Here is a 19,589-nt window from a genome sequence, read left to right as displayed (position 1 = left end):
GAGTGGAACTCAGGCGGAGCGTGCAGCGCGCCGAGCGGCGAGCTCGTCGACCTGCTCGGGCTGCTGAGCCTCGAAGTCGACCAGCGTGGTCTCGACCTCGCGCAGGACCTTGCCGACGGCGATGCCGAAGACACCCTGACCGCGGCTGACGAGGTCGATGACCTCGTCGTTCGACGTGCAGAGATAGACGGACGCCCCGTCGCTCATGAGCGTCGTTCCCGCGAGATCGCGGATGCCGGCCGCGCGCAGCTGATCGACGGCGATCCGGATCTGCTGCAGTGAGATGCCGGTGTCGAGCAGCCGCTTCACGAGCTTCAGGACGAGGATGTCGCGGAATCCGTACAGTCGCTGCGATCCGGAGCCGCTCGCGCCCCGGACGGTCGGTTCGACCAGCTCGGTCCGCGCCCAGTAGTCGAGCTGCCGGTACGTGATGCCAGCAGCACGCGCCGCCTGGGCTCCGCGGTAGCCGACTTCGTCATCCATCTCGGGGAGGCCGTCGGTGAACAGGAGTTCGGTCGAGAACTTCTGCTCGCCCAGCGCATCGTGCGCGGTCATCGGGGCCTCCTGCGGGTAATAGGTAGTTCCACGCTAGAGGAGGGAATGGCCTCCGGCAACGACATCCGACTCGTCGGGCCCGGCGTGTCGCGGGTCGTCACGGCGTGAGACGGTCGAGAGCCGCCGCGACGAAGACCTGGCGGATCTCCTCGAGGCGGCGAGCCAGTTCCGGCGCGATCTCATTCGCTTTCGCACGCGACCCGGCGTCCGCCCGACGCAGCAGCGGGGCGATCGCGCTCTCGATGAGCGACACCTCGCGCTCCGCGCTCTGCCGGATGCTGCGGATGTGGCGAGGCTGGATCCCGTGCGCGTCGAGCGCGACGAGGGAGCGCAGCACGCCCAGGGCCCGTTCGTCGAACGAGTCGGCGGGAGTGATGAGGCCGGCCGAGACCGCCTCGTTCAGCAGCGTGGCCGAGGCACCCGCAGTGCTGAGCAGCTCGTCGCGGCGGTAGCGCCGCGACGTCTGCACGATGGACGCCGGGGGTACCGGCGCGATCTCGTCGCCGTGCTCCTCGAGATACTCACGGATCCGCGCCAACGGGATGCCGAAGTCGCGCTGCATGCTCAAGGCCGTCCGCAGTCGCTCCACATCCGCCGCGGAGAACTTCCGATAGCCGGACTCCGTGCGAACGGGCGTGACGATGCCCTGTACCTCGAGGAAGCGGAGCTTGCTCGCCGTGAGGGCGGGGAACTCCGGGCTCAACCGGGCGAGGACCTGACCGATGCTCAAAGACCCCGAGGACGCCGCTCGTCCCCGGGTGGCGGCGGCCGAGCTCACGCGCCGATCGCCCGCTCTGCCGGAGCGATGAAGAAGTTCAGACGGAATTTGCCGACACGCACCTCGGCGCCGTCGGTGAGCGTCGCACGGTCGACACGCTCGCCGTTGACATACGTCCCGTTGAGCGAGCGCTGGTCGATGAGCTCGAACGTCGCTCCAGTGCGGGTGATCTCGGCATGACGGCGCGAGACGGTGACGTCATCGAAGAAGATGTCGGCCTCGGGATGACGGCCCACGGTCGTCACGTCGGTGTCCAAGAGGTATCGTGCGCCCGCGGTCGGGCCGGACCGAACGATCAGGAGCGCGGCGCGGGCAGGAAGAGCGTTGATCGCCTCGACCTCGGCCGCCGTCAGCTCTGCGCCGAAGGGGACGAAGGACAGGTCCGAGTCGTGCCCGAACGTCTGCGTCGAATCCACGAGACGCGGGTGCGCCGACGTCTCGGCACCCCGATGGATGTCGCCGCCCGGTCGCTGATTCTGCTCCACGATGTCCTCCTTCTCCCACAGTAACCGATCGGTCCCGCTCACGGTGGCCGGGTCCGCCGCGAGGCGACATGGTAGCGGCCGACTCCTTCGCACGACAGGGCCGGAGGGCGGCGACTTCCGCACACTAACGTCGCCCTCATGTCCCTCACCAGTCGCCCCCGCGCGCGGCGTCGGAGTGCCGCGATCGCGGCCACGGTCCTCACCGCGCTTGTGTTCCTCGCCCCCGCCTCGCCCGCCGCGGCCCACGACGAGCTGCTCGGTTCGGACCCCGCCGCCGACGAGATCCTCGGCACCACCCCCGACGAGATCACCCTGACCTTCAGCGCTCCACCTTCGACCGAAGCGGGCGCCGCGGTGCTCGCCGTCTACGACGAAGCGTGCCGATCGATCGCGGAGGGTGACCCCGAGGTGACCGACAACACCGTCACCCAGGCCATCAGCGGGCCGGTCGAGGGTGCGGTGCTCGTCCAGTGGCGGGTCGTCTCAAGCGACGGTCACCCCATCTCCGACCAGTTCACCTTCTCCGTGGGTGAGGACGGCAAGACGGCGGCGGTCGAGGAATGCGGGGAGTCGGCGTCCGAGCAGTCGGAAGGATCCTCCGAGGGCTTCAACGCGGTGCCGTACGCCGTGGGCGGCGGCATCATCTTCCTCGCCGTCGGCGTGGTGATCGCCGTCGCGATCGTGCGCGGTCGACAGGGCGAGACGAAGGAGTGACGCCACCGGCGGCGGACTAGGCTGGAGGCATGCCTCACTACGACGTCGTCATCCTCGGTGCCGGCCCCGGCGGCTATGTCGCGGCCGTCCGCTCGGCACAGCTCGGACTGTCCACCGCCATCATCGAAGAGAAGTACTGGGGCGGTGTCTGCCTCAACGTCGGCTGCATCCCCTCCAAGGCGCTCCTGAAGAACGCGGACCTCGCGCACACCTTCACCCATAAGGCCGACCTCTTCGGCATCAGCGGTGACGTCTCCTTCGACTTCGGCACCGCGTGGGACCGCAGCCGGAAGGTCGCGGAGACCCACGTCAAGGGCATCCACTTCCTCATGAAGAAGAACAAGGTGACCGAGTACCAGGGTCGCGGGTCCTTCATCGACGCGAAGTCCATCGAGGTCACGAAGGAGGACGGCTCGAAGGAGACCGTCACGGCTGACAACGTCATCATCTCGACGGGTTCCACGGTCCGCCTTCTGCCGGGCGTCACCCTGAGCGAGAACGTCGTCACCTACGAGGAGCAGATCCTCACCCGTGAGCTCCCGAACTCGATCGTCATCGTCGGCGCCGGCGCCATCGGCATGGAGTTCGCGTTCGTGCTGAGCAACTACGGCGTCAAGGTCACCATCATCGAGTTCCTCGACCGCGCCCTCCCGAACGAGGACGTCGAGGTCTCGAAGGAGATCCAGCGTCAGTACAAGAAGTACGGCATCGACATCCTCACCTCGACCAAGGTCGAGTCGGTCGTCGACTCCGGCGACAAGGTCACCGTGTCGTACTCGGCGAACGCCGACGGTGCGAAGGGCCAGGTCGAGGCGGACAAGGTCCTCATGTCGATCGGCTTCGCACCGCGCGTCGAGGGCTTCGGACTCGAGAACACCGGCGTCAAGCTCACCGACCGCGGCGCCATCGAGATCGACGACTACATGCGCACGAACGTCGACGGTGTCTACGCGATCGGCGACGTCACCGCGAAGCTGCAGCTCGCGCACGTTGCGGAGGCACAGGGTGTCGTGGCGGCCGAGACGATCGGCAAGGCCGAGACCCAGACGCTCGGCGACTACCGCAACATGCCGCGCGCAACGTTCTGCTCGCCGCAGGTCGCCTCATTCGGCCTCACCGAGCAGCAGGCCCGCGACGCCGGCTACGACGTCAAGGTCGCGAAGTTCCCGTTCTCCGCCAACGGCAAGGCCAACGGCCTCGGAGAGCCCGTCGGCTTCGTGAAGCTGATCGCCGATGCCGAGCACCTCGAGCTGCTCGGTGGCCACCTCATCGGCCCCGACGTGTCGGAGCTCCTGCCCGAGCTGACCCTCGCGCAGAAGTGGGACCTCACCGCCCTCGAGGCGGCTCGCAACGTCCACACGCACCCCACGCTGTCCGAGGGCCTGCAGGAGGCGTTCCACGGCCTCGCGGGACACATGATCAACCTGTGACGCCTGCGCAAGACCTATCGGAACGCATGGGTCTTCAGTAACCTGTCGAAACGACTGACGCCGCCCCAACCGAAGCCGGGGGCGGCGTCAGTGCGTTAACGGGCGCCGGAGATCACAGCCCGAGGGCCCGCTCGAGCTTCGAGCCCGATCCGGAGACCTTTCCCCCGACGCCCCGGACGAGCTCGTCGGCCGCGGCGAACAGCGCGTCGCGGGCCGCGGCATCCGTCGGCGCTGCGGGGCCGAGCTCGAGCTCCCACTCGCGCCACGACGTCTCGACGCCCCGACGGACGTCGGTGGCGGTGACCCGGTCGTCGACGAACTCGGCGAGCAGATCGCCCGCCGCGTCGAGGAGTGCGTAGGCCGTGCGCGCGTTGCGGATCCGCGCGAGCGGCGCGAACGGCGGCGCGGCGAGAGGGGCCAGGGCCGCCTCGATCGCCTCGGGCACCACGATCTGCTCAGGGCCGCTGTCGTCGAGCGGCCAGCGGGACTCCGCTTTGCCCTCGGCCGTCACGCGCTTGATGTGCCAGCCCTCGTCGGGCCCGCCGCTGCGGCGACGCAGCGCGACCCGAGCGCGTCCGAGCGCCCCGTCCGCGGTGTCGAGGTAGTGCGCGTCGAGGTCGCGCGGCTCCGGGCTGCCGACGGCGGCGACGCCGGGAAGCCTGGCCCAATCGGGCAGTGGCGTCCCGGCGTCGACGTCGTACGTGCGCTCGATCTCGAGCGAGTGTTCCGGCTCAGTCGTCAAGAGTCGAACGGTCGTCGCGCTCGTCGGCGGACGGGTCGATGTCGTCCTGCGAGGCGACGAAGCGGAAGTCGGCGGACGTGGGTCCGTCGCCCTCCCCCGTGCTCTCATCGGCGCCTGCGCGCTCATAGGTGATCTGCGTCTCGCTGTAGGGCAGGATCAGTCGATCCGTGTCCTCCTCGAGCGGGATGACCTGGCCGTCGAGCGGGCCGCCGTGAAGTCGTGCGATTGCCATGATGTACCTCCGACACCGACTCTAACCCGGCACCCCACCGGCTCCGTCGCGCCTTGTCAGCCCGCCGGCGCGGTGATATCCGCGCCCGTCAGACGAGCGGCGGCGTGTGCCAGATGCGGTCGATGTAATCACGCATGGACCGGTCGGACGAGAAGAACCCGCATCGCGCGACGTTGAGGATCGCGGCCCGCGTCCAGGCATCCTGGTCTGCGTAGAGGGCGTCGACCCGCTTCTGCGCCGCGACGTAGTCGGTGTAGTCCGCCAGGGCCATGAACGGGTCATGGTGGATCAGGTTGGACACGACCGGTTCGAACACCGATGCGTCTCCCCCCGAGAACGCCCCCGACGAGATGAGGTCGAGCGCCCGCGACAGGTTCTCGTCGGCGCGGACGAAGTCGATCGGATGGTAGCCGCGCGCCTGCAGGTCGGCGACCTCGGGCTCGGACATGCCGAACAGGAAGAAGTTCTCGTCACCGACGAGCTCGCGGATCTCGACGTTCGCGCCGTCGTCCGTCCCGATCGTGAGTGCGCCGTTGAGGGCGAACTTCATGTTCCCCGTGCCGGACGCCTCCTTGCCCGCGAGGGAGATCTGCTCCGAGAGGTCGGCCGCCGGGACGACCCGCTCCGCGAGCGTCACGTTGTAGTTCGGCGGGAAGAGGACGGCGAGACGGCCCTCCACACGCGGGTCGGAGTTGACGACCGAGCCCACGGCGTTGATGAGGTGGATGATTCGCTTGGCCATCGCGTAGCCGGGGGCCGCCTTCGCCCCGAACACGAAGGTGCGCGGCGTCACCTGGTCGGGGGTGACCCGACCCGAGGCGATCGCGTCGTACTCGGTGATGATGTGGAGGAGCTTGAGCGTCTGGCGCTTGTACTCGTGGAGCCGCTTGACCATGACGTCGAGCAGGTGGTCGTCGGCCACGGTGAACCCATCACGCTCGGCCAGGGTCTTGGCGAGCACCCGCTTGTTGGACGCCTTCACGGCGCGGAAGGCGGAACGGAAACCCGTGTCGTCGGCGTAGTCCTCGAGTTCGCGGAGGCGGTCGAGGTCGGTGAGCCAGCCGGGACCGATCGTGTCGGTGATGAGACGCGAGAGGCCGGGGTTCGCGAGTCGGATGAAGCGGCGCGGGGTGACCCCGTTCGTGACGTTCGTGAACTTGCCCGGGTAGAACTCGTCGAAGTCGGGCAGCACCTTCTCGCGCAGCAGCTGCGAGTGCAGCTCCGCGACGCCGTTGACCTTGGACCCGGCGACCGTGGCCAGGAAGGCCATCCGCACGGAGCCGTCGGGCGCGATGATGGACATCCGCCGGATCCGGTCGTCGTCGTCGCCGAAGCGCTCGCGAACCTCTTCGAGGAACTCGTCGTTGATGCGGTAGATGATCTCGAGGTGCCGAGGCAGCAGGCGGCCCAGCAGGTCGGCCGGCCAGACCTCGAGCGCTTCGGGCAACAGCGTGTGGCAGGTGTAGGCGAAGCACTGCTGCGTGATCTGCCAGGCGACATCCCAGTCGAGCTTGCGCTCGTCGACGAGCACCCGCATCAGCTCGGGGACGCCGATGACGGGATGGGTGTCGTTGAGCTGGAAGATGACCCGCTCGGGGAGCTTCTCGAGGTCGAAGTCCTTCGGCAGGATGAGGTTCACGAAGTCGCTGATGGATGCCGCGACGAAGAAGTACTGCTGCTGCAGCCGCAGCTCCTTGCCCTGCGGCGTGGAGTCCTCGGGGTAGAGCACCTTCGAGATGTTCTCGGCGTAGGTCTGGGCGCGCACGGCCTCCTGGTAGTCGCCCGCATTGAAGACGCGGAGGTCGAAGCCCTGCGTCGCCTGCGCGCTCCACAGACGCAGCGTGTTGACGCGCCCGTTGTGGTACCCCGGGACCATGTAGTTGTACGGGACCGCCAGGACGTTCCAGGCCGGCACCCATCGCGTGCGCGCGACGCCCTCGTCGTCGTACGTCTCGGTGTGGCCGGCGAACGAGATGGTCTGCGCCGCCTCGGGGTGCGGGAACTCCCACGGCGAGCCGAGGGCGAGCCACGAGTCGGCCTGCTCGACCTGCTGACCGTCGACGAAGGTCTGCCGGAAGATGCCGTACTCGTAGCGGATGCCGTACCCGATGCTCGGCACGCCGAGCGTCGCGAGCGAATCGATGAAGCAGGCCGCGAGCCGGCCGAGACCGCCGTTGCCGAGACCGGGCTCGACCTCGAGCGCGCGGACGTCCTCCAGGTCGAGGCCGCACGCGACGAGGGCCTCTGCTGCGATGTCGTTGAGCCCGGTGGCGAGCAGGTTGTTGTCGAGCTGCCGGCCGAGGAGGTACTCCGCGGAGAGGTAGGCGACACCCTTGGCCTGGGTCGAGCGTTGCCGACGGACGTCCTCCAGCCAGCGGGCCATCAGGTAGTCACGGACGGTCGCGGCGAGGGCGAAGTACCGGTCGTTGGCCGTCGAGGTCGACAGCGCCACGCCGCGTCCGTTGTTGAGGTTGCGGAGGTACTGCGTCACGAAGCCGTCGACGGTCGGCTCCGGTGACTGCACCGGCGCGAGGGCGATCGGGTGGCTCGGCTGAAGTCGCGGGTTCTTCACGGTACGACGGTACACACCAGGGCCGTGCCGCATCGAGTCGATGCGGCAGAGTTCACACAGCGGTGACGAGGCGGTGACGAAGGAGCGGGCGTGTCAGTCCTTCGCCCGTTCGGCGGTGAGGGCGTCCCGGGCCGCCTGCAGCTCGTCAGCGGCCGCCTGCATCTGGTCTTCGGCGGTCTGCACGCGGCGCTCGACGAGCGTCGTCGCCCCGTGCACGCGGCGCAAGCGGTCCTCGCTCTCGAGCGTCGCCGCGACGATGTAGGCCGACGCGATGAGGATCACCTGGCACGAGAGGTTGATCCACAGCAGAAGGGCGATGAGGGCGGCGAAGGTCGCGAGCAGCGGGTTGGAGCCCGCGCCGCCGACGAACAGGCTCGAGAGCTGCTGCAGGACGGTCAAGCCGAAACCGCCGATCAGCGCTCCGGTCCACAGCGCCCGCGCGGGAGGACGGATGCCGGAGAGCGCGCGGAACAGGAGCGCGACCATGGCCGTGTCGAGCAGGAACGTCACGAGGATGCCGACCGCGGCGCTCACGGCGACGGTCACGGGGCTGTCTGCGGACACGCCCACGACATCGGCGACCAGGCCGACGCCGGCGGTGCCGACGATCGTCGCGACCGCCGCGGCGGCCAGCCCCGCGCCGATGACGATGGCGAGGAGGAGGTTGCGGGCGAGGACGATGAAGAAGAGCGTGTCGTCGTGGACCTTGTCGGCGATGATCCGCAGCGAGGTGCGCAGCGACCCGATGGCACCGATCGCCGCCATCACGAGGCCGATGAGGGAGAACACGCCGGTCAGCGAGAACGCGATCGGCTGACCGAGATCCTTGGTGTCGATGACGCCGCCCTCGCCCACGAGTCCGGGGATGACCCCGTCCACCGCGTCGATGAGGCCCTGCCACGCCTGCGGGTTGCCGGCGAGCCAGAGGGCGGCGACCGAGAAGCCGAGCAGGACGCCCGCGAACACGCTGAACAGCGTGCGGTAGGTCACGCTGTCGGCCAGGAGCGGCCCCCGGTGCTCGCTGTACCGGAGGTAGGCCCGGACGATCCGCCACGACAGCGCACGGGCGATCAGGCGCGGGACGAGCGGGGTCTTGGTGCTGTCGGCCATTCCCCTACGCTAGCGACGGGGTGACCTCGACCCTGGTCCCCTTGCGCCGGGCCCGCGGATCTGGCATCGACCGCGTCAGAGCCCGAGCCCGGTTGCCGTCTCCGCACCGAAGACGATGCCGGTCCACGCGCCCAGCAGCATCCACGGTCCGAACGCGACCGCGGTACGACGATGAGCACGTCGCGTCGCGAGGAGGATGGTGCCGTAGAGGCCGCCGAATACGAAACCCGCGAGCGCCCCCACGGCGAGCGCGGGCCACCCCGTCCATCCGAGCGCCATTCCGAGGACGCCGGCGAGCTTGACGTCTCCTCCGCCCATCCCGCCACCGGCCGCGCGGAGGACGGCATAGAACACGAAGAGCACGACCCCTCCGATCGCCGCGCGCACGAGCGATGTCCAGGGTGCGCCGGCCAGGCACGCGACGAGAAGCAGTCCGCTGAGGACCGGATAACCGGGAAGGACCCAGGCGTTCGGCAGACGGTGCGTGCGAGCGTCGATGACGGCGAGCGTCGTCGAGGCGACGGCGAGCCACGCGAAGGCGAGCGCGACGGCCGTGATCGCGACCGGGCCCGTCACCCCGGCGAAGGGCGCCAGCACGGACTCAGCCGTCCAGCACGTCGAGCCGCGCCTTCACGGTGTCCCCCTCGGAGATCCCCTCGCGCTCCCGCACCGACCTTTTGAGGGGCAGCACGTACACGCCCCGGGCCGCGTCGGGGAAGATCGACGTCCGCCACGAGGACGAGCCGACCGTCACCTGCACGGGGACCGATCCGAAACCTCGACCGGGTCTCGGCACGTCGCGGATGTCCTCGCTCGCCTCCGAGGAGAGTGGCACGAAGTACCAGTCGTCTCTCCGTGCTTCCCAGCGGAAGAGCACCCCGGCGGTCTCGACGATCATGCCCTCACGGTAGCGATGTCGCCCGCACGGCGGCGCGCGGCATCCCCACCCCGGTCACCACTGGGGGTGGATGTCCTCCCGCAGCCGACGGTCGTACACGTCGACGACGGCGGCTGCGAAGGTCTCGAGCACGGCGGGGTCGATCGATCCGGCCTCGGCGTTGCTTCGAGCCTGCGCCGTCGTGCGGGCGCCGGGGATGACGGAGGTGACACCGGGGCACGACGCGATCCAGGCGAGGGATGCCGCGGGCAGCGACACGCCGTCGGGCAGAGCCGCGCTCAGCTCCTCCGCCGCGACGAGCCCGGTCGCGAAGTCGACACCCGAGAAGGTCTCCCCTCGATCGAACGCCTCGCCGTGACGGTTGAACGTGCGGTGGTCGTTCGCGGCGAAGGACGTGGAGGCCGTGTACCGCCCGCTGAGCAGTCCCGACGCGAGGGGCACGCGGGCGAAGATCGCGACACCGGCTGCCTCCGCGGCCGGAAGGACCTCGTCGAGGGGCTTCAGACGGAAGGGGTTGAAGATGATCTGCACGTTGCTCACCCCGGGCCGCGCGATCGCCGAGAGCGCCTGTGCGCAGGTCTCGACGGAGACGCCGTACGCCGCGATCGCGCCGCTGTCGACGAGGGCGTCGAGCGCGTCGTACGTCTCATCTGCGTCGATGACAGCGGACGGCGGACAGTGCAGCTGCACCAGGTCGAGCGTGTCGACTCCGAGATTCTCCCGCGAGCGATCCGTCCACGCGCGGAAGTGGTCGGGCGTGTAGTTCTCGGGCTCCTGCGGAACACGCCGACCCATCTTCGTGGCGACGGTCACACCGTGTCCCGGGTGCGCCGCCAGGAAGCGGCCGATGAGGCTCTCGCTCCGACCGTCGCCGTAGACGTCGGCGGTGTCGAAGAGCGTCACGCCCGCCTCGACGGAGGCGGCGAGGACATCGAGCGCCTGGGATTCGGAGACGTCCCCCCAGTCGGCGCCGAGCTGCCAAGTCCCGAGGCCGATGCTGGAGACGGAACGGCCGGTGGCGGCGAGGGGGCGCTGGTGCATGGGGCTCACACTACTTCGCCCGCGCGGCCGCGGGGTCCGCATCCGTCATCTCTCTGACGGTGTCCGCGAGGTGCCGGAGGACGGTGGCGACGGCGGGCACCCGGGCGGCCCCTCGCGCGGACACGGCGTGGAGCTCGCGCCGGTCCCCCGACGACAGCGGACGGGTGATCACCCCCGCCACGAGGGGGAAGGAGGCGACCGCGAGACGCGGCAGCGTCGCGACCCCCACTCCCTGCGCGACGAGCTGTTCGACGGCGGCGACGTTGTCGGTCTCGAAGCGGATGCGGGGGACGAATCCCGCCCGCGAGCACGAATCCAGCAGGTGACTGCGGCACCGCGGGCAGCCGGCGATCCACTCGTCGTCGGCGAGAGCGCTGAGGTCGACGACGTCTTCGGCGCTGCGCGTGTGTCCGTCCGGCAGCACGAGGAGCAGGTCCTCCGCACCGATGCGTCGGGCCTCCAGCCCGCGGATGCTGTCGCCGTGCGCGTCGGTGCCGTCGCCGGGGTGGCTGAAGGTGAGGGCGATGTCGGCACGGTCGGCGCGGACGGCCGAGACCGCCTCGGGCGGCTCCGCCTCGACGTACGTGAGCGAGAGGCCCGGATCGGTGTCGGCGAGGCGACGCATGAGGCGCGGCAGGACGGTCGGCGAGGCGGAGGGGAAGCCGACCAGGCGGACGGTGCCGATCCTTCCTCCGCCGAGGTCGGCGAGCTCGCCGGCCACCGCGCCGAGCGCCGTCGTGATCGACGTGGCATGACGGGCGAGGATGCGGCCCGCCTCGGTGAGCCGCATCCGTCGCCCCACCCGCTCGACGACCGCCATCCCCAACCGGCTCTCGAGCCGGCGGATCTGCTGGCTGACGGCGGGTTGACTGTAGCCGAGTGCGGTCGCTGCGGCGGTCACGGATCCCGTGTCACCGACGGCCTTGACGATGCGCAACTCGGCGACGGAGAGGTCCGGAACGGGCTGTGGCATGTCGATATATAACGCGATGTCATGCGTTCGATGCAATACCTGCCGTGGTGCACTCAATCATCCGCCAGGACCATGGAGTCATGGCCCTCTCCCCCGCGACCGTCCGCTCGGCGTTCCCCGACTCCCGCGGATACGTCGCGGCCTGCACCGCCGGCATCCCTCCCTTCGCGACGCGGGACGCCGTTCGGGCGGATCTCGAGGCATGGCCGGATCCGATCCGCTACGCGACGAGCGCCGAGCGCTGCCGCTCATCGTTCGCGCGACTGGTCGGGGTCGACCCCGCCGCCGTCGCCCTCGGCGCGCAGACCTCGGCGATGGTGAGCCTCATCGCGGCGTCGCTCCCCGACGGCGCGGTCGTGCTGTGCCCGGACGGCGAGTTCTCCTCCCTCGTCCTCCCCTTCGTCCACGCCGGTCGCGGCATCACGGTGCGCACCGCACCCCTCGATGGGCTCGCCGACGCGGTGGACGACGAGACGACGCTCGTGGCGTTCTCGATCGTGCAGTCCGCGACGGGTGCGGTCGCGGATGCGGACGCGATCGTCGCTGCGGCCCGCCGCCGGAATGCGCGCACCCTCTGCGACGCGACGCAGGCGATCGGATGGATGCCGGTGTCCGCCGGCGCCTTCGATGCGCTGGTGTGCCACGCCTACAAATGGCTGTGCGCGCCTCGCGGGGTCGCTTTCCTCGCGATCCGCGAGGACTTCGCCGGCTCGATCGGCCCGCGTCAGGCGGGGTGGTACGCGGGCGCAGATCCGTGGGCGTCGTGCTACGGCACGGACGCGACGCTGGCGGCATCCGCCCGACGGTTCGACGTCTCGCCGGCCTGGCAGGCGTTCGTCGGCGCGGAGCCCGCGCTCGCTCTGTTCGCGGACGCCGATCCGCGGGCACTGCACGACGAGGTGACCGGGCTCGCCGAAGCCCTCCGACGCCGTCTCGATCTACCCGCTCCGTCGCGGGCGACACCCATCGTCACCTGGCGCGACGAAGGCGGCGACGATATCGCCCGACTGCGCGCCGAGGGGATCGTCGCGTCGAGCAGGGCAGGCAATGCCCGCGTCGCCCTGCACGTGTTCAACGACGAACGGGACGTGGAGGACATCGCGCGGACCCTCGGGCGCTGACGGCGTCAGATGCGACCGGTGCGCAGTTCGATCGCGATCTGCGCGGCGTCGACCACGGCGAGTTCGTGCGCGAGCACGTCGGCGTCGAAGGTCCCCGTGTCGCGCGCATCGAGGAGAGCGCGTCGCTGCGCGTCGATGACCGCGAGGCGATGCGCGCTCTCGATCTCGAAGATGCGCGCCCGATCGGCATCCGCGGGACGCTCGGGCGCGGGGACGGAGGCCGCGCTCTCACGCAGAAGCTCGAGGATGTGCCGACGCTCCTCCCCTTCGCGCTCGCGCGTCTCGTCCGCGGACGCGGCCGGCGTGAGCGCAGCCACGAGCGGTGCGACCGACGCGCCCTGTCCGACGAGGGAGACGACGGCGACGGCGAAGGCGATGAGGATGAGGACGGACCGCAGCGGGGTGTCCTCGGGAAGCGTCTGCGCCGCAGCCAGGGTGATCGCTCCGCGCATACCCGCCCAGACCACGAGCGCGCCCTCCCGCCAGCCGAGCGGCGCCTCCTGGAAGTAGCGGATGTCGGCGAGGCCCCGGGTCACGCGCGGTCCGAATCTGCGGACGGTGCCCCGCGAGACCCGACGCCCACGGCGGGCGAACGCGTCGACGAGCTGCGCCTCGCCCTCCTCACTCTCGAGGCGTTGCGCGATCGTCTCGAGCCGCGGTTGCAGACGGCGCATGCGGCGGGCGCTCATCGAGAGCAGCGCGAGCAGCGGCGCGACGTACGCCGCGCGCGCGACCACCGTCAGGAGCCAGGCTCCGGCGGCGATCAACAGGGCGGGGGCGATGCCCTCATGCGCCCTCTCGACGTCCGAGAGGATCGAGGTCAGCTGCAGCCCCATGAACAGGAAGACGAACCCCTCGAGGATCAGCTCGACCGTCCGCCAGTTCTGCGCGTCCGAGAGCCGATTGCGCGCCGAGAACACGCGAGGACCGCCGACCCCCGTGATGATGCCCGCGACGACGGCGGCGACGAGACCCGAGGCACCGAGCAGCTCCGCAGGGATCGCCGCGAGGAACGGCACCGTGAACGAGAGCACGGTGTTGACCGTCGGATCGGTGGCCCGCCGACGGACCGTCAGGTTCAGCCACCCGAGTGCGGCGCCGATGAGGACGGCGACGATGACCGAGTAGGCGAAGGTCCCCACCGCGCCCCAGAAGGAGAAGGATGCCGCCGCGGCGGCGACGGCGGTGCGCAGCAGCACGAGCGCGGTGGCGTCGTTGAGCAGACTCTCGCCCTCCAGGATCGCGATCACCCGCTTGGACACGGGCGTGCGTTTGATGATCGCCGTCGCGACGGCGTCTGTCGGGCTCACGATCGCGCCGAGCGCGACGCCCCAGGCAAACCCCAGATCCGGGATCACGAGCATGAAGAACAGGCCGAGCACGAGCGCGGTGCCGATGACGAGGAAGACCGAGAGTCCGGCGATCGCGCCGAACTCGCGCCGGAAGTGCATCGCCGGCATCGAGACCGCTGCGGAGTAGAGCAGCGGCGGGAGGATGCCGAGAAGGATCCACTCCGGGTCGAGGACGAAGTCGTCGAACATGGGGAGGAAGCTGCCGCCGACACCGACGGCGACCATCAGGATCGGCGCGGCGATGCCCGCCCAGCGGCCGACGACAGTGGTCAGCGCGACCACGAGGAGAGCGACCACCAGGCCGACAAGCGTCTCGATCACACCGAAAGCCTCTCAGAGGCAGCCCGGTGGCGGCGATCAGCGGGCGGAGCGTCCGCTGCGCGACGCGAAGGATCGCATCGCCTCGGCCGTCGGAAGATCGACCCGCAGCCTGGTCGTGCCCGGGCGAGGCCCGGCACCGTTGACGATTGCCGCGCCGCCGAGGCGGGCGAGCGGTTCGGCGAGCATCGCTGCCGAGCCCTTCGAGAGGAAGCCGATGACGCGGCCATGGGAATGGACGGCGACGTCGTGGGCGCGGCTGCCGTGTCCGCGTCCGACGCGGAGGACGTAGAGCCGGTCGTCGCGGGACCGGCGTTCCGGGTCGTCGACGACATAGTAGGTGCGAGCGACATCCTCGCGGGATGTGGAGAGCACTCGGAGGTCGGGAAGATCGTCGTGCGATCGCGTCCGGCCGATGAGCGAATGGCAGAGGTGTTCGAGCCAGGTGGGCACGAGGCCCCCTTTCCTGCACGCGGCACGAAGCTCATACCGCTCCCCCGACTCTGTCACATCCCGCCTGGCAATCCCCCGGTCCGGAATGCTCAGCCGGAGGAGGCGGTTGGGCTCGGTATGAAGGCGATCGTCTACAGCTCCCCGGGCGCATCCGACGTCCTGTCCCTCGTCGACCGTGAGGTCGCGACCCCCGGCCCCGGCGAGGTGCGTGTGCGCATCGCCGTCTCGGGCGTGAACCCGACCGACTGGAAGTCCCGGTCCGGCGGTACGACGCGCGGATCCTTCGCCGAGACGGTCCCGAACCAGGACGGAGCCGGCATCGTCGACGCCCTCGGCGACGGGGTCGACGACCTGGCCGTCGGCGACAGGGTATGGGTGCATCTCGCGCAGCACCAGCGCCCGACGGGGACCGCTCAGGAGTACACGGTGGTGCCGGCATCCCGCGCCATCCGCCTACCCGACGGCGTCGACTTCGCGACCGCGGCCAGCCTCGGCGTTCCCGCCGTCACCGCACACCGCGCGCTCACCGTGCACCAGGACGGGCCTGCGCGTCTGGCGCCGGGCGCTCTCGTCGGGCGCACCGTGCTCGTCGCGGGTGGTGCCGGCGCCGTCGGCCACGCCGCGATCCAACTCGCCCGATGGGCCGGCGCCACGGTGATCACGACCGTGAGCTCGGACGCCAAGGCGGAGCTCGCCCGCGCCGCCGGCGCGCACCACACCATCGACTACACGCAGGGCGACGTCGCGGCCAAGGTGCGGGAGGTCGCCCCCGACGGCGTGGATCAGATCGTCGAGGTGTCGCTGGCCACCAACGCCGCCCTCGACGCAGAGGTCGCGGCCGGCCACGCCGTCATCGCGTTCTACGCCGATGACAACGGCGACACCTTCAGCATGCCCATCCGCCCGACGTTCGCGAAGAACATCCGGGTGCAGGGCGTCCTCCTCTACACCGTCGTGGAGCCCGCTCTGGACGCTGCGGTCGCCGACATCACGCGTGCACTCGAGGACGGTGCGCTGCCGGTGGGCGAGGAGCACGGCCTGCCGTTGACATGGTTCCCGCTCGAGCAGACCGCGGCCGCCCACGACGCCGTCGAGGCGGCGACCGTCGGCAAGGTCCTCATCCGCGTCGCCGACCTCTGATCGCCCGGATGCCGCGGGCCACGCGATCGCTTAGCCCGCGGCATCCGTCTCGTCGTCGATCCGCGCTGCCGCGATGTGACTGATCGGTCGCCACACGAGCGCCAGGGTGACCGCGGCCCCCACGAACGCGAACCACCATGGGGCGGTCAGTCCCCCGATCTGGGCGATGACGCCGCCGAGCGCTTGGCCGATCACGAGCCCGCCGAAGACGCCCACCATGTTCACTGATGCGATCCGACCCTGGAGTTCGTGCGGGACGAGACGCTGTCGGACGGTGGTGGAGATCGTGCCCCACACGAAGGCATAAGCGCCGAAGGCGATCATGATGACGAAGGCGACCGCACCCGACGTCGTCAGCGCGAAGGCGAGATGCATCGCCACCTCGGCGCTGAGGCAGACGCGCATGAGGGTCGCGAAGGAGAACCGTCTCTCGAGCCACCCGAACGAGAACGTGGCGAGCAGTCCGCCCACGGCGGACGCCGTCGTGAGCGCACCGTACCCGACGGGACCCATGCCGAGGTGATCCGTGGCGTAGAGGACGAGGACGCCCCACGGCGCCGCCCAGGTGACGTTGAAAGTGAGGATGATGAGGACGAGGGTCCGCACGGGCGGGTTGCGCCACAGCCAGCGGATGCCGACGGCGATGTCGGTGTGGACGGGTGTCCGCGGAGAATCGGTCGCCGTCTTCGGCGCCGGTGTCGCGGTGATCCGCGAGATGAGGACGACGGCGAGCGCGACGCACACCGCCTGGACGGCGAACGGCCAGAAGGACCCCACCGCGAAGAGGAACGCACCGAGCGGTGGGCCGCCGAACTGGTTCGCCACCAGGAAGCCCGCCTGCAGGCGGGCGTTCCCGACGCCGAGGTCCGACTTCCGGACCATCATCGGCAGGAGGGTGCTGCTGGTGGTGTCGACGAACACCTCCGCGCACCCGTAGAGGAACGCGACGGTCAATACGAGCCAGATGCTCGCGACACCCGTCAGGAGGAAGCCGCACAGCGCCACGAGGACGAGCGCCCGCACGCCGTTGGCGATCATGATCAGCAGCCGCCGGTCGAGCCGGTCGGCGATCGCGCCCGCATGCAACCCGAAGAGCAGCCACGGGAGGAACTGCAGGACCGCCCCGGCCGCGACCAGGATGGGCGAGTCCGTCATCGACGCGATCAGAAGGGGTGCTGCAGCGAGCGCGATGCCGTCGCCGACGTTGCTCGTCCACGACGACGCGAGCAGCCAGCGGAAGTCCCGCCCCAGCCGCCGCGGCGCGACCCACTCACCGATGCCCACCGGAAGAGCCTAGAGGTCGTCGTCCCCGCGGGGTGGCGTGAGGGAGGGCATTGCATCCGCGCCGGCGACAGCGCGAGGATGTGGCCATGACGGAGAGCTCTCCCACCCCCGGAGCGGTCGGCCCCCTCGGCCAGATCTCGCGTCGGGTGACTGACATCGAGACGGCGGTCAGATGGTACCGCGACGTCCTCGGCCTGCCGCACCTCTACACCTACGGTGATCTGGCGTTCTTCGACGCCGGCGGCATCCGTCTCTTCCTGACGGCGACGGATGAGGGGGCGGGACCGTCGGGCGAATCGGTCCTCTACTTCCGCGTCGACGACATCCGCGACACACATCGTGCGCTGACGACGCGCGGGGTCGCCTTCACGGACGAGCCGCACCTGATCCACCGGCACGAAGACGGGCTCGAGGAGTGGATGGTGTTCTTCGCGGATCCGGAGGGCCGGCCACTGGCACTCATGTCGCAGGTCCGGCCGGTGGGCTGAGGCGGGACGCAAGGCGAGACGACTCACGATCCCGCGGTGAGGAGTCCCGATTCGTAGGCGAGGATGACGAGCTGCGCCCGGTCGTGCGCGTGAACCTTGGCCATGATGCGGTTCACATGAGTCTTGGCCGTGTGCGGCGAGATGAAGAGGTCGGCGGCGATCTCCTGGTTCGACCGGCCGCGCGCCACCATCAACAGCACCTCGCGCTCGCGTTCGGTGAGCTGCTCGAGGCTCACCGAGGGCGTCAGCTTCAGCTGCGGGGTCGCGACGAACCGGTCGATCAACGCCCGCGTCGCGACCGGCGACAGGAGCGCGTCGCCGGCATGGACGGCGCGGACGGCGCGGACGATCTCCTGCGGCTCCGCGCCCTTCCCGACGAAACCGCTGGCCCCGGCGCGAAGCGCGGCGACGAGGTACTCGTCCTCTTCGAAGGTCGTGAGGATGAGCACTCGGGTGGCCGACAGCTCCGCAACGGCGCAGATCGCCGCGGTCGCCGCGATCCCGTCGAGCACCGGCATCCGGATGTCCATGACGACGACGTCGGGACGATCCCGGGTCGCGGCGCGGAGCGCTTCCCGCCCGTCGGCGGCGGAGCCGATCACCTCGATGTCGTCCGCTGCCGCCAGGATGTCCGTGACCGCTTGACGGACGAGGGGCTGGTCGTCGACGACGAGCACGGTCGTCATGCGTCCTCCTTCAGGAGCGGCAATCGCGCGCTGAGCCGCCAGCCGCCCGGTACCGGCCCCGCCGACACCGATCCGCGAACCGCGGCGACCCGTTCCCGCAACCCGACCAGTCCGAGTCCGGATCCGCCGATCCCGTCCTGCGCCGACGACTCGTGCCTCGGGTTGGTGACGGTGACGACGAGGGCGTCCTCCCCGACCTCGACGAGAACGTGCGCGCGGTTTCCCGCACCGTGCTTGTGCGCGTTGGTGAGCCCCTCCTGCGCGAGGCGATAGGCGACGAGGTCGACCGCGCCGGTCACCCGGGCGGGGTCTCCGTCGATCCGGGTGGTGACATCGAGACCGGATGCCGCGAACTGCGCCGCGAGCTCGTCGAGCCGATCGAGCCCTGCCGGGGGCGCCGGTGTCGCGTCATCAGCGTCCTCGGATCGCAGCATCGACAGCAGGTCGCCGATCTCGCTGAGCACTGTCCGCGACGCCTCGCGGATGGTGACCAGGGACTGCTTGGCCTTCTCGGGATGCGCGTCGATCGCGGACGACGCGACGCCCGCGTGCAGGCTGATGACCGCGATCTGGTGCGCCACGGTGTCGTGGAGGTCGCGGGCTATGCGGAGGCGCTCCTCGCTCACCCGGCGCCGCGCCTCGGCTTCGCGGGTGCGCTCCGCTCGCTCTGCTCGATCGGTGATCGCAGTGATGTACGCGTGTCGTGCGCGAGCGCCGCTGCCGGCCGCCGTCGCGAAGGCGACGATGAGCCCGAACTGGAATATCCGGGGGTCGATCACGCCCGCCACGGCCGCCGGCAATGCCAGGACCATGATCAGCACCGCGACGCACGCACCGATGAGGAACACCTTCGAGCGCTGATAGCGATAGGACACCTGGAACATCGCGACGCCGACCGCGACCGCGACGCCGATCGACAGCGTCCCCGCGACGGAGACCGCGCCGAACAGGACGAGGACGACGACCAGGGCCGGGATGGGACGCCGGTGCCGCCACGGCAGGACGACGATCGGCGCGATCATCAGCGCCGTCGCGGCGGGTCCGGACGACTGGAACTCGGGAATCGGCGGCTGCGCGAACGCGAGCCCTGCGATGACGACCGCGATGAGAGTCTCCCGCACCCACCGCGGCACGCGAGGGCGCGGATCCGCAGGGGCGCCGGGGAGATCCAGAAGGGTCACGTGACAAGTGTGCCCGCGCTCGGCGCGCGCGGCATC

21 protein-coding genes are annotated in these 19,589 nt (G+C 70.2%); 5 read left to right on the top strand and 16 right to left on the bottom strand.

Features of this window, described 5'->3' with window-relative positions:
* Window positions 1-9 precede the first annotated feature (9 nt).
* The 3 genes from M3190_RS08105 to M3190_RS08095 all read right to left on the bottom strand — a co-directional run bounded on the left by M3190_RS08105 (window position 10) and on the right by M3190_RS08095 (window position 1,818).
* Window positions 10-555, bottom strand: a complete 546-nt coding sequence (locus M3190_RS08105) for a MerR family transcriptional regulator (RefSeq protein WP_064002360.1) — start codon at window positions 553-555, stop codon at window positions 10-12.
* 97 nt (window positions 556-652) lie between these two features.
* Window positions 653-1,333, bottom strand: coding sequence for a transcriptional regulator FtsR (gene ftsR / locus M3190_RS08100; RefSeq protein WP_251580472.1), 681 nt, complete (start codon window positions 1,331-1,333; stop codon window positions 653-655).
* Complete coding sequence (locus M3190_RS08095) at window positions 1,330-1,818, bottom strand: FHA domain-containing protein (protein WP_251580471.1); 489 nt, start codon at window positions 1,816-1,818, stop codon at window positions 1,330-1,332. The genes ftsR and M3190_RS08095 overlap by 4 nt, the downstream gene beginning before the upstream one ends.
* A gap of 138 nt (window positions 1,819-1,956) precedes the next feature.
* Between M3190_RS08095 and M3190_RS08090 the strand changes: the two genes are divergently transcribed.
* Both M3190_RS08090 and lpdA read left to right on the top strand, forming a co-directional pair.
* Entirely contained in the window at window positions 1,957-2,532 is a 576-nt protein-coding gene (locus M3190_RS08090; protein ID WP_251580470.1) for a copper resistance CopC family protein, read from the top strand.
* A gap of 29 nt (window positions 2,533-2,561) precedes the next feature.
* A complete protein-coding gene (gene lpdA / locus M3190_RS08085) occupies window positions 2,562-3,962 on the top strand; it encodes a dihydrolipoyl dehydrogenase (RefSeq protein WP_251580469.1) in 1,401 nt (466 codons plus the stop codon).
* 112 nt (window positions 3,963-4,074) lie between these two features.
* On the opposite strand, the gene M3190_RS08080 is transcribed toward lpdA, so the two are convergent.
* The 8 genes from M3190_RS08080 to M3190_RS08045 all read right to left on the bottom strand — a co-directional run bounded on the left by M3190_RS08080 (window position 4,075) and on the right by M3190_RS08045 (window position 11,530).
* Window positions 4,075-4,704: a CYTH domain-containing protein gene (locus M3190_RS08080; protein ID WP_251580468.1), complete on the bottom strand. Its 630-nt coding sequence runs from the start codon at window positions 4,702-4,704 to the stop codon at window positions 4,075-4,077.
* Window positions 4,694-4,936: a response regulator gene (locus M3190_RS08075; protein WP_251580467.1), complete on the bottom strand. Its 243-nt coding sequence runs from the start codon at window positions 4,934-4,936 to the stop codon at window positions 4,694-4,696. The genes M3190_RS08080 and M3190_RS08075 overlap by 11 nt, the downstream gene beginning before the upstream one ends.
* Before the next feature lie 88 nt (window positions 4,937-5,024).
* Window positions 5,025-7,541, bottom strand: a complete 2,517-nt coding sequence (locus M3190_RS08070) for a glycogen/starch/alpha-glucan phosphorylase (protein ID WP_251580466.1) — start codon at window positions 7,539-7,541, stop codon at window positions 5,025-5,027.
* 60 nt (window positions 7,542-7,601) lie between these two features.
* On the bottom strand, window positions 7,602-8,618 hold the full coding sequence (locus tag M3190_RS08065) for a YihY/virulence factor BrkB family protein (protein WP_251580465.1): 1,017 nt from the start codon (window positions 8,616-8,618) through the stop codon (window positions 7,602-7,604).
* A gap of 75 nt (window positions 8,619-8,693) precedes the next feature.
* Window positions 8,694-9,215 carry a prepilin peptidase gene (locus M3190_RS08060; protein WP_251580464.1) on the bottom strand — a complete coding sequence of 174 codons (522 nt, stop codon included), beginning with the start codon at window positions 9,213-9,215 and terminating at the stop codon, window positions 8,694-8,696.
* A gap of 4 nt (window positions 9,216-9,219) precedes the next feature.
* Window positions 9,220-9,516, bottom strand: a complete 297-nt coding sequence (locus M3190_RS08055) for a DUF1905 domain-containing protein (RefSeq protein WP_251580463.1) — start codon at window positions 9,514-9,516, stop codon at window positions 9,220-9,222.
* A 54-nt stretch (window positions 9,517-9,570) separates the two neighbouring features.
* Window positions 9,571-10,557 (bottom strand): aldo/keto reductase, encoded by a 987-nt coding sequence (locus M3190_RS08050; protein WP_251580462.1) that lies wholly within the window; start codon window positions 10,555-10,557, stop codon window positions 9,571-9,573.
* A 10-nt stretch (window positions 10,558-10,567) separates the two neighbouring features.
* Window positions 10,568-11,530 (bottom strand): LysR family transcriptional regulator, encoded by a 963-nt coding sequence (locus M3190_RS08045; protein WP_251580461.1) that lies wholly within the window; start codon window positions 11,528-11,530, stop codon window positions 10,568-10,570.
* An 80-nt stretch (window positions 11,531-11,610) separates the two neighbouring features.
* On the opposite strand from M3190_RS08045, the gene M3190_RS08040 reads away from it, so the two are divergent.
* Window positions 11,611-12,651: an aminotransferase class V-fold PLP-dependent enzyme gene (locus M3190_RS08040; protein WP_251580460.1), complete on the top strand. Its 1,041-nt coding sequence runs from the start codon at window positions 11,611-11,613 to the stop codon at window positions 12,649-12,651.
* A 5-nt stretch (window positions 12,652-12,656) separates the two neighbouring features.
* Here the strand turns inward: M3190_RS08040 and M3190_RS08035 are convergent, their stop codons facing one another.
* Both M3190_RS08035 and M3190_RS08030 read right to left on the bottom strand, forming a co-directional pair.
* Complete coding sequence (locus M3190_RS08035; protein WP_251580459.1) at window positions 12,657-14,324, bottom strand: cation:proton antiporter; 1,668 nt, start codon at window positions 14,322-14,324, stop codon at window positions 12,657-12,659.
* 36 nt (window positions 14,325-14,360) lie between these two features.
* Window positions 14,361-14,774, bottom strand: a complete 414-nt coding sequence (locus M3190_RS08030) for a hypothetical protein (RefSeq protein WP_251580458.1) — start codon at window positions 14,772-14,774, stop codon at window positions 14,361-14,363.
* A 117-nt stretch (window positions 14,775-14,891) separates the two neighbouring features.
* Here M3190_RS08030 and M3190_RS08025 point away from each other — a divergent pair, with 117 nt between their 5' ends.
* The gene (locus tag M3190_RS08025) at window positions 14,892-15,914 is read left to right on the top strand and encodes an NADPH:quinone reductase (protein ID WP_251580457.1); all 1,023 of its coding nucleotides are present in this window, start codon (window positions 14,892-14,894) and stop codon (window positions 15,912-15,914) included.
* Between the two features lie 30 nt (window positions 15,915-15,944).
* Here M3190_RS08025 and M3190_RS08020 read toward each other — a convergent pair whose 3' ends face one another.
* Window positions 15,945-17,198, bottom strand: a complete 1,254-nt coding sequence (locus M3190_RS08020) for an MFS transporter (protein ID WP_251580456.1) — start codon at window positions 17,196-17,198, stop codon at window positions 15,945-15,947.
* 86 nt (window positions 17,199-17,284) lie between these two features.
* Here M3190_RS08020 and M3190_RS08015 point away from each other — a divergent pair, with 86 nt between their 5' ends.
* The gene (locus tag M3190_RS08015) at window positions 17,285-17,686 is read left to right on the top strand and encodes a VOC family protein (protein ID WP_251580455.1); all 402 of its coding nucleotides are present in this window, start codon (window positions 17,285-17,287) and stop codon (window positions 17,684-17,686) included.
* A 23-nt stretch (window positions 17,687-17,709) separates the two neighbouring features.
* Here the strand turns inward: M3190_RS08015 and M3190_RS08010 are convergent, their stop codons facing one another.
* Entirely contained in the window at window positions 17,710-18,372 is a 663-nt protein-coding gene (locus M3190_RS08010) for a response regulator transcription factor (protein WP_251580454.1), read from the bottom strand.
* Window positions 18,369-19,553, bottom strand: a complete 1,185-nt coding sequence (locus tag M3190_RS08005; protein WP_251580453.1) for a sensor histidine kinase — start codon at window positions 19,551-19,553, stop codon at window positions 18,369-18,371. The genes M3190_RS08010 and M3190_RS08005 overlap by 4 nt, the downstream gene beginning before the upstream one ends.
* Window positions 19,554-19,589 lie beyond the last annotated feature (36 nt).

This window comes from Microbacterium oleivorans (assembly GCF_023715745.1).
Lineage (GTDB): Bacteria > Actinomycetota > Actinomycetes > Actinomycetales > Microbacteriaceae > Microbacterium > Microbacterium oleivorans_D.
This window is presented reverse-complemented; position numbering and strand designations above follow the sequence as displayed.

Coding starts and splice junctions, on each gene's coding strand:
- M3190_RS08075 (WP_251580467.1), bottom strand. CDS start 4,936: ATGGCAATCGCACGACTTCACGGCGGCCCGCTCGACGGCCAGGTCATC.
- M3190_RS08105 (WP_064002360.1), bottom strand. CDS start 555: ATGACCGCGCACGATGCGCTGGGCGAGCAGAAGTTCTCGACCGAACTC.
- M3190_RS08045 (WP_251580461.1), bottom strand. CDS start 11,530: ATGCCACAGCCCGTTCCGGACCTCTCCGTCGCCGAGTTGCGCATCGTC.
- M3190_RS08050 (WP_251580462.1), bottom strand. CDS start 10,557: ATGCACCAGCGCCCCCTCGCCGCCACCGGCCGTTCCGTCTCCAGCATC.
- M3190_RS08040 (WP_251580460.1), top strand. CDS start 11,611: ATGGCCCTCTCCCCCGCGACCGTCCGCTCGGCGTTCCCCGACTCCCGC.
- M3190_RS08065 (WP_251580465.1), bottom strand. CDS start 8,618: ATGGCCGACAGCACCAAGACCCCGCTCGTCCCGCGCCTGATCGCCCGT.
- M3190_RS08070 (WP_251580466.1), bottom strand. CDS start 7,541: ATGCGGCACGGCCCTGGTGTGTACCGTCGTACCGTGAAGAACCCGCGA.
- M3190_RS08010 (WP_251580454.1), bottom strand. CDS start 18,372: ATGACGACCGTGCTCGTCGTCGACGACCAGCCCCTCGTCCGTCAAGCG.
- M3190_RS08015 (WP_251580455.1), top strand. CDS start 17,285: ATGACGGAGAGCTCTCCCACCCCCGGAGCGGTCGGCCCCCTCGGCCAG.
- M3190_RS08055 (WP_251580463.1), bottom strand. CDS start 9,516: ATGATCGTCGAGACCGCCGGGGTGCTCTTCCGCTGGGAAGCACGGAGA.
- M3190_RS08090 (WP_251580470.1), top strand. CDS start 1,957: ATGTCCCTCACCAGTCGCCCCCGCGCGCGGCGTCGGAGTGCCGCGATC.
- M3190_RS08025 (WP_251580457.1), top strand. CDS start 14,892: ATGAAGGCGATCGTCTACAGCTCCCCGGGCGCATCCGACGTCCTGTCC.
- lpdA (WP_251580469.1), top strand. CDS start 2,562: ATGCCTCACTACGACGTCGTCATCCTCGGTGCCGGCCCCGGCGGCTAT.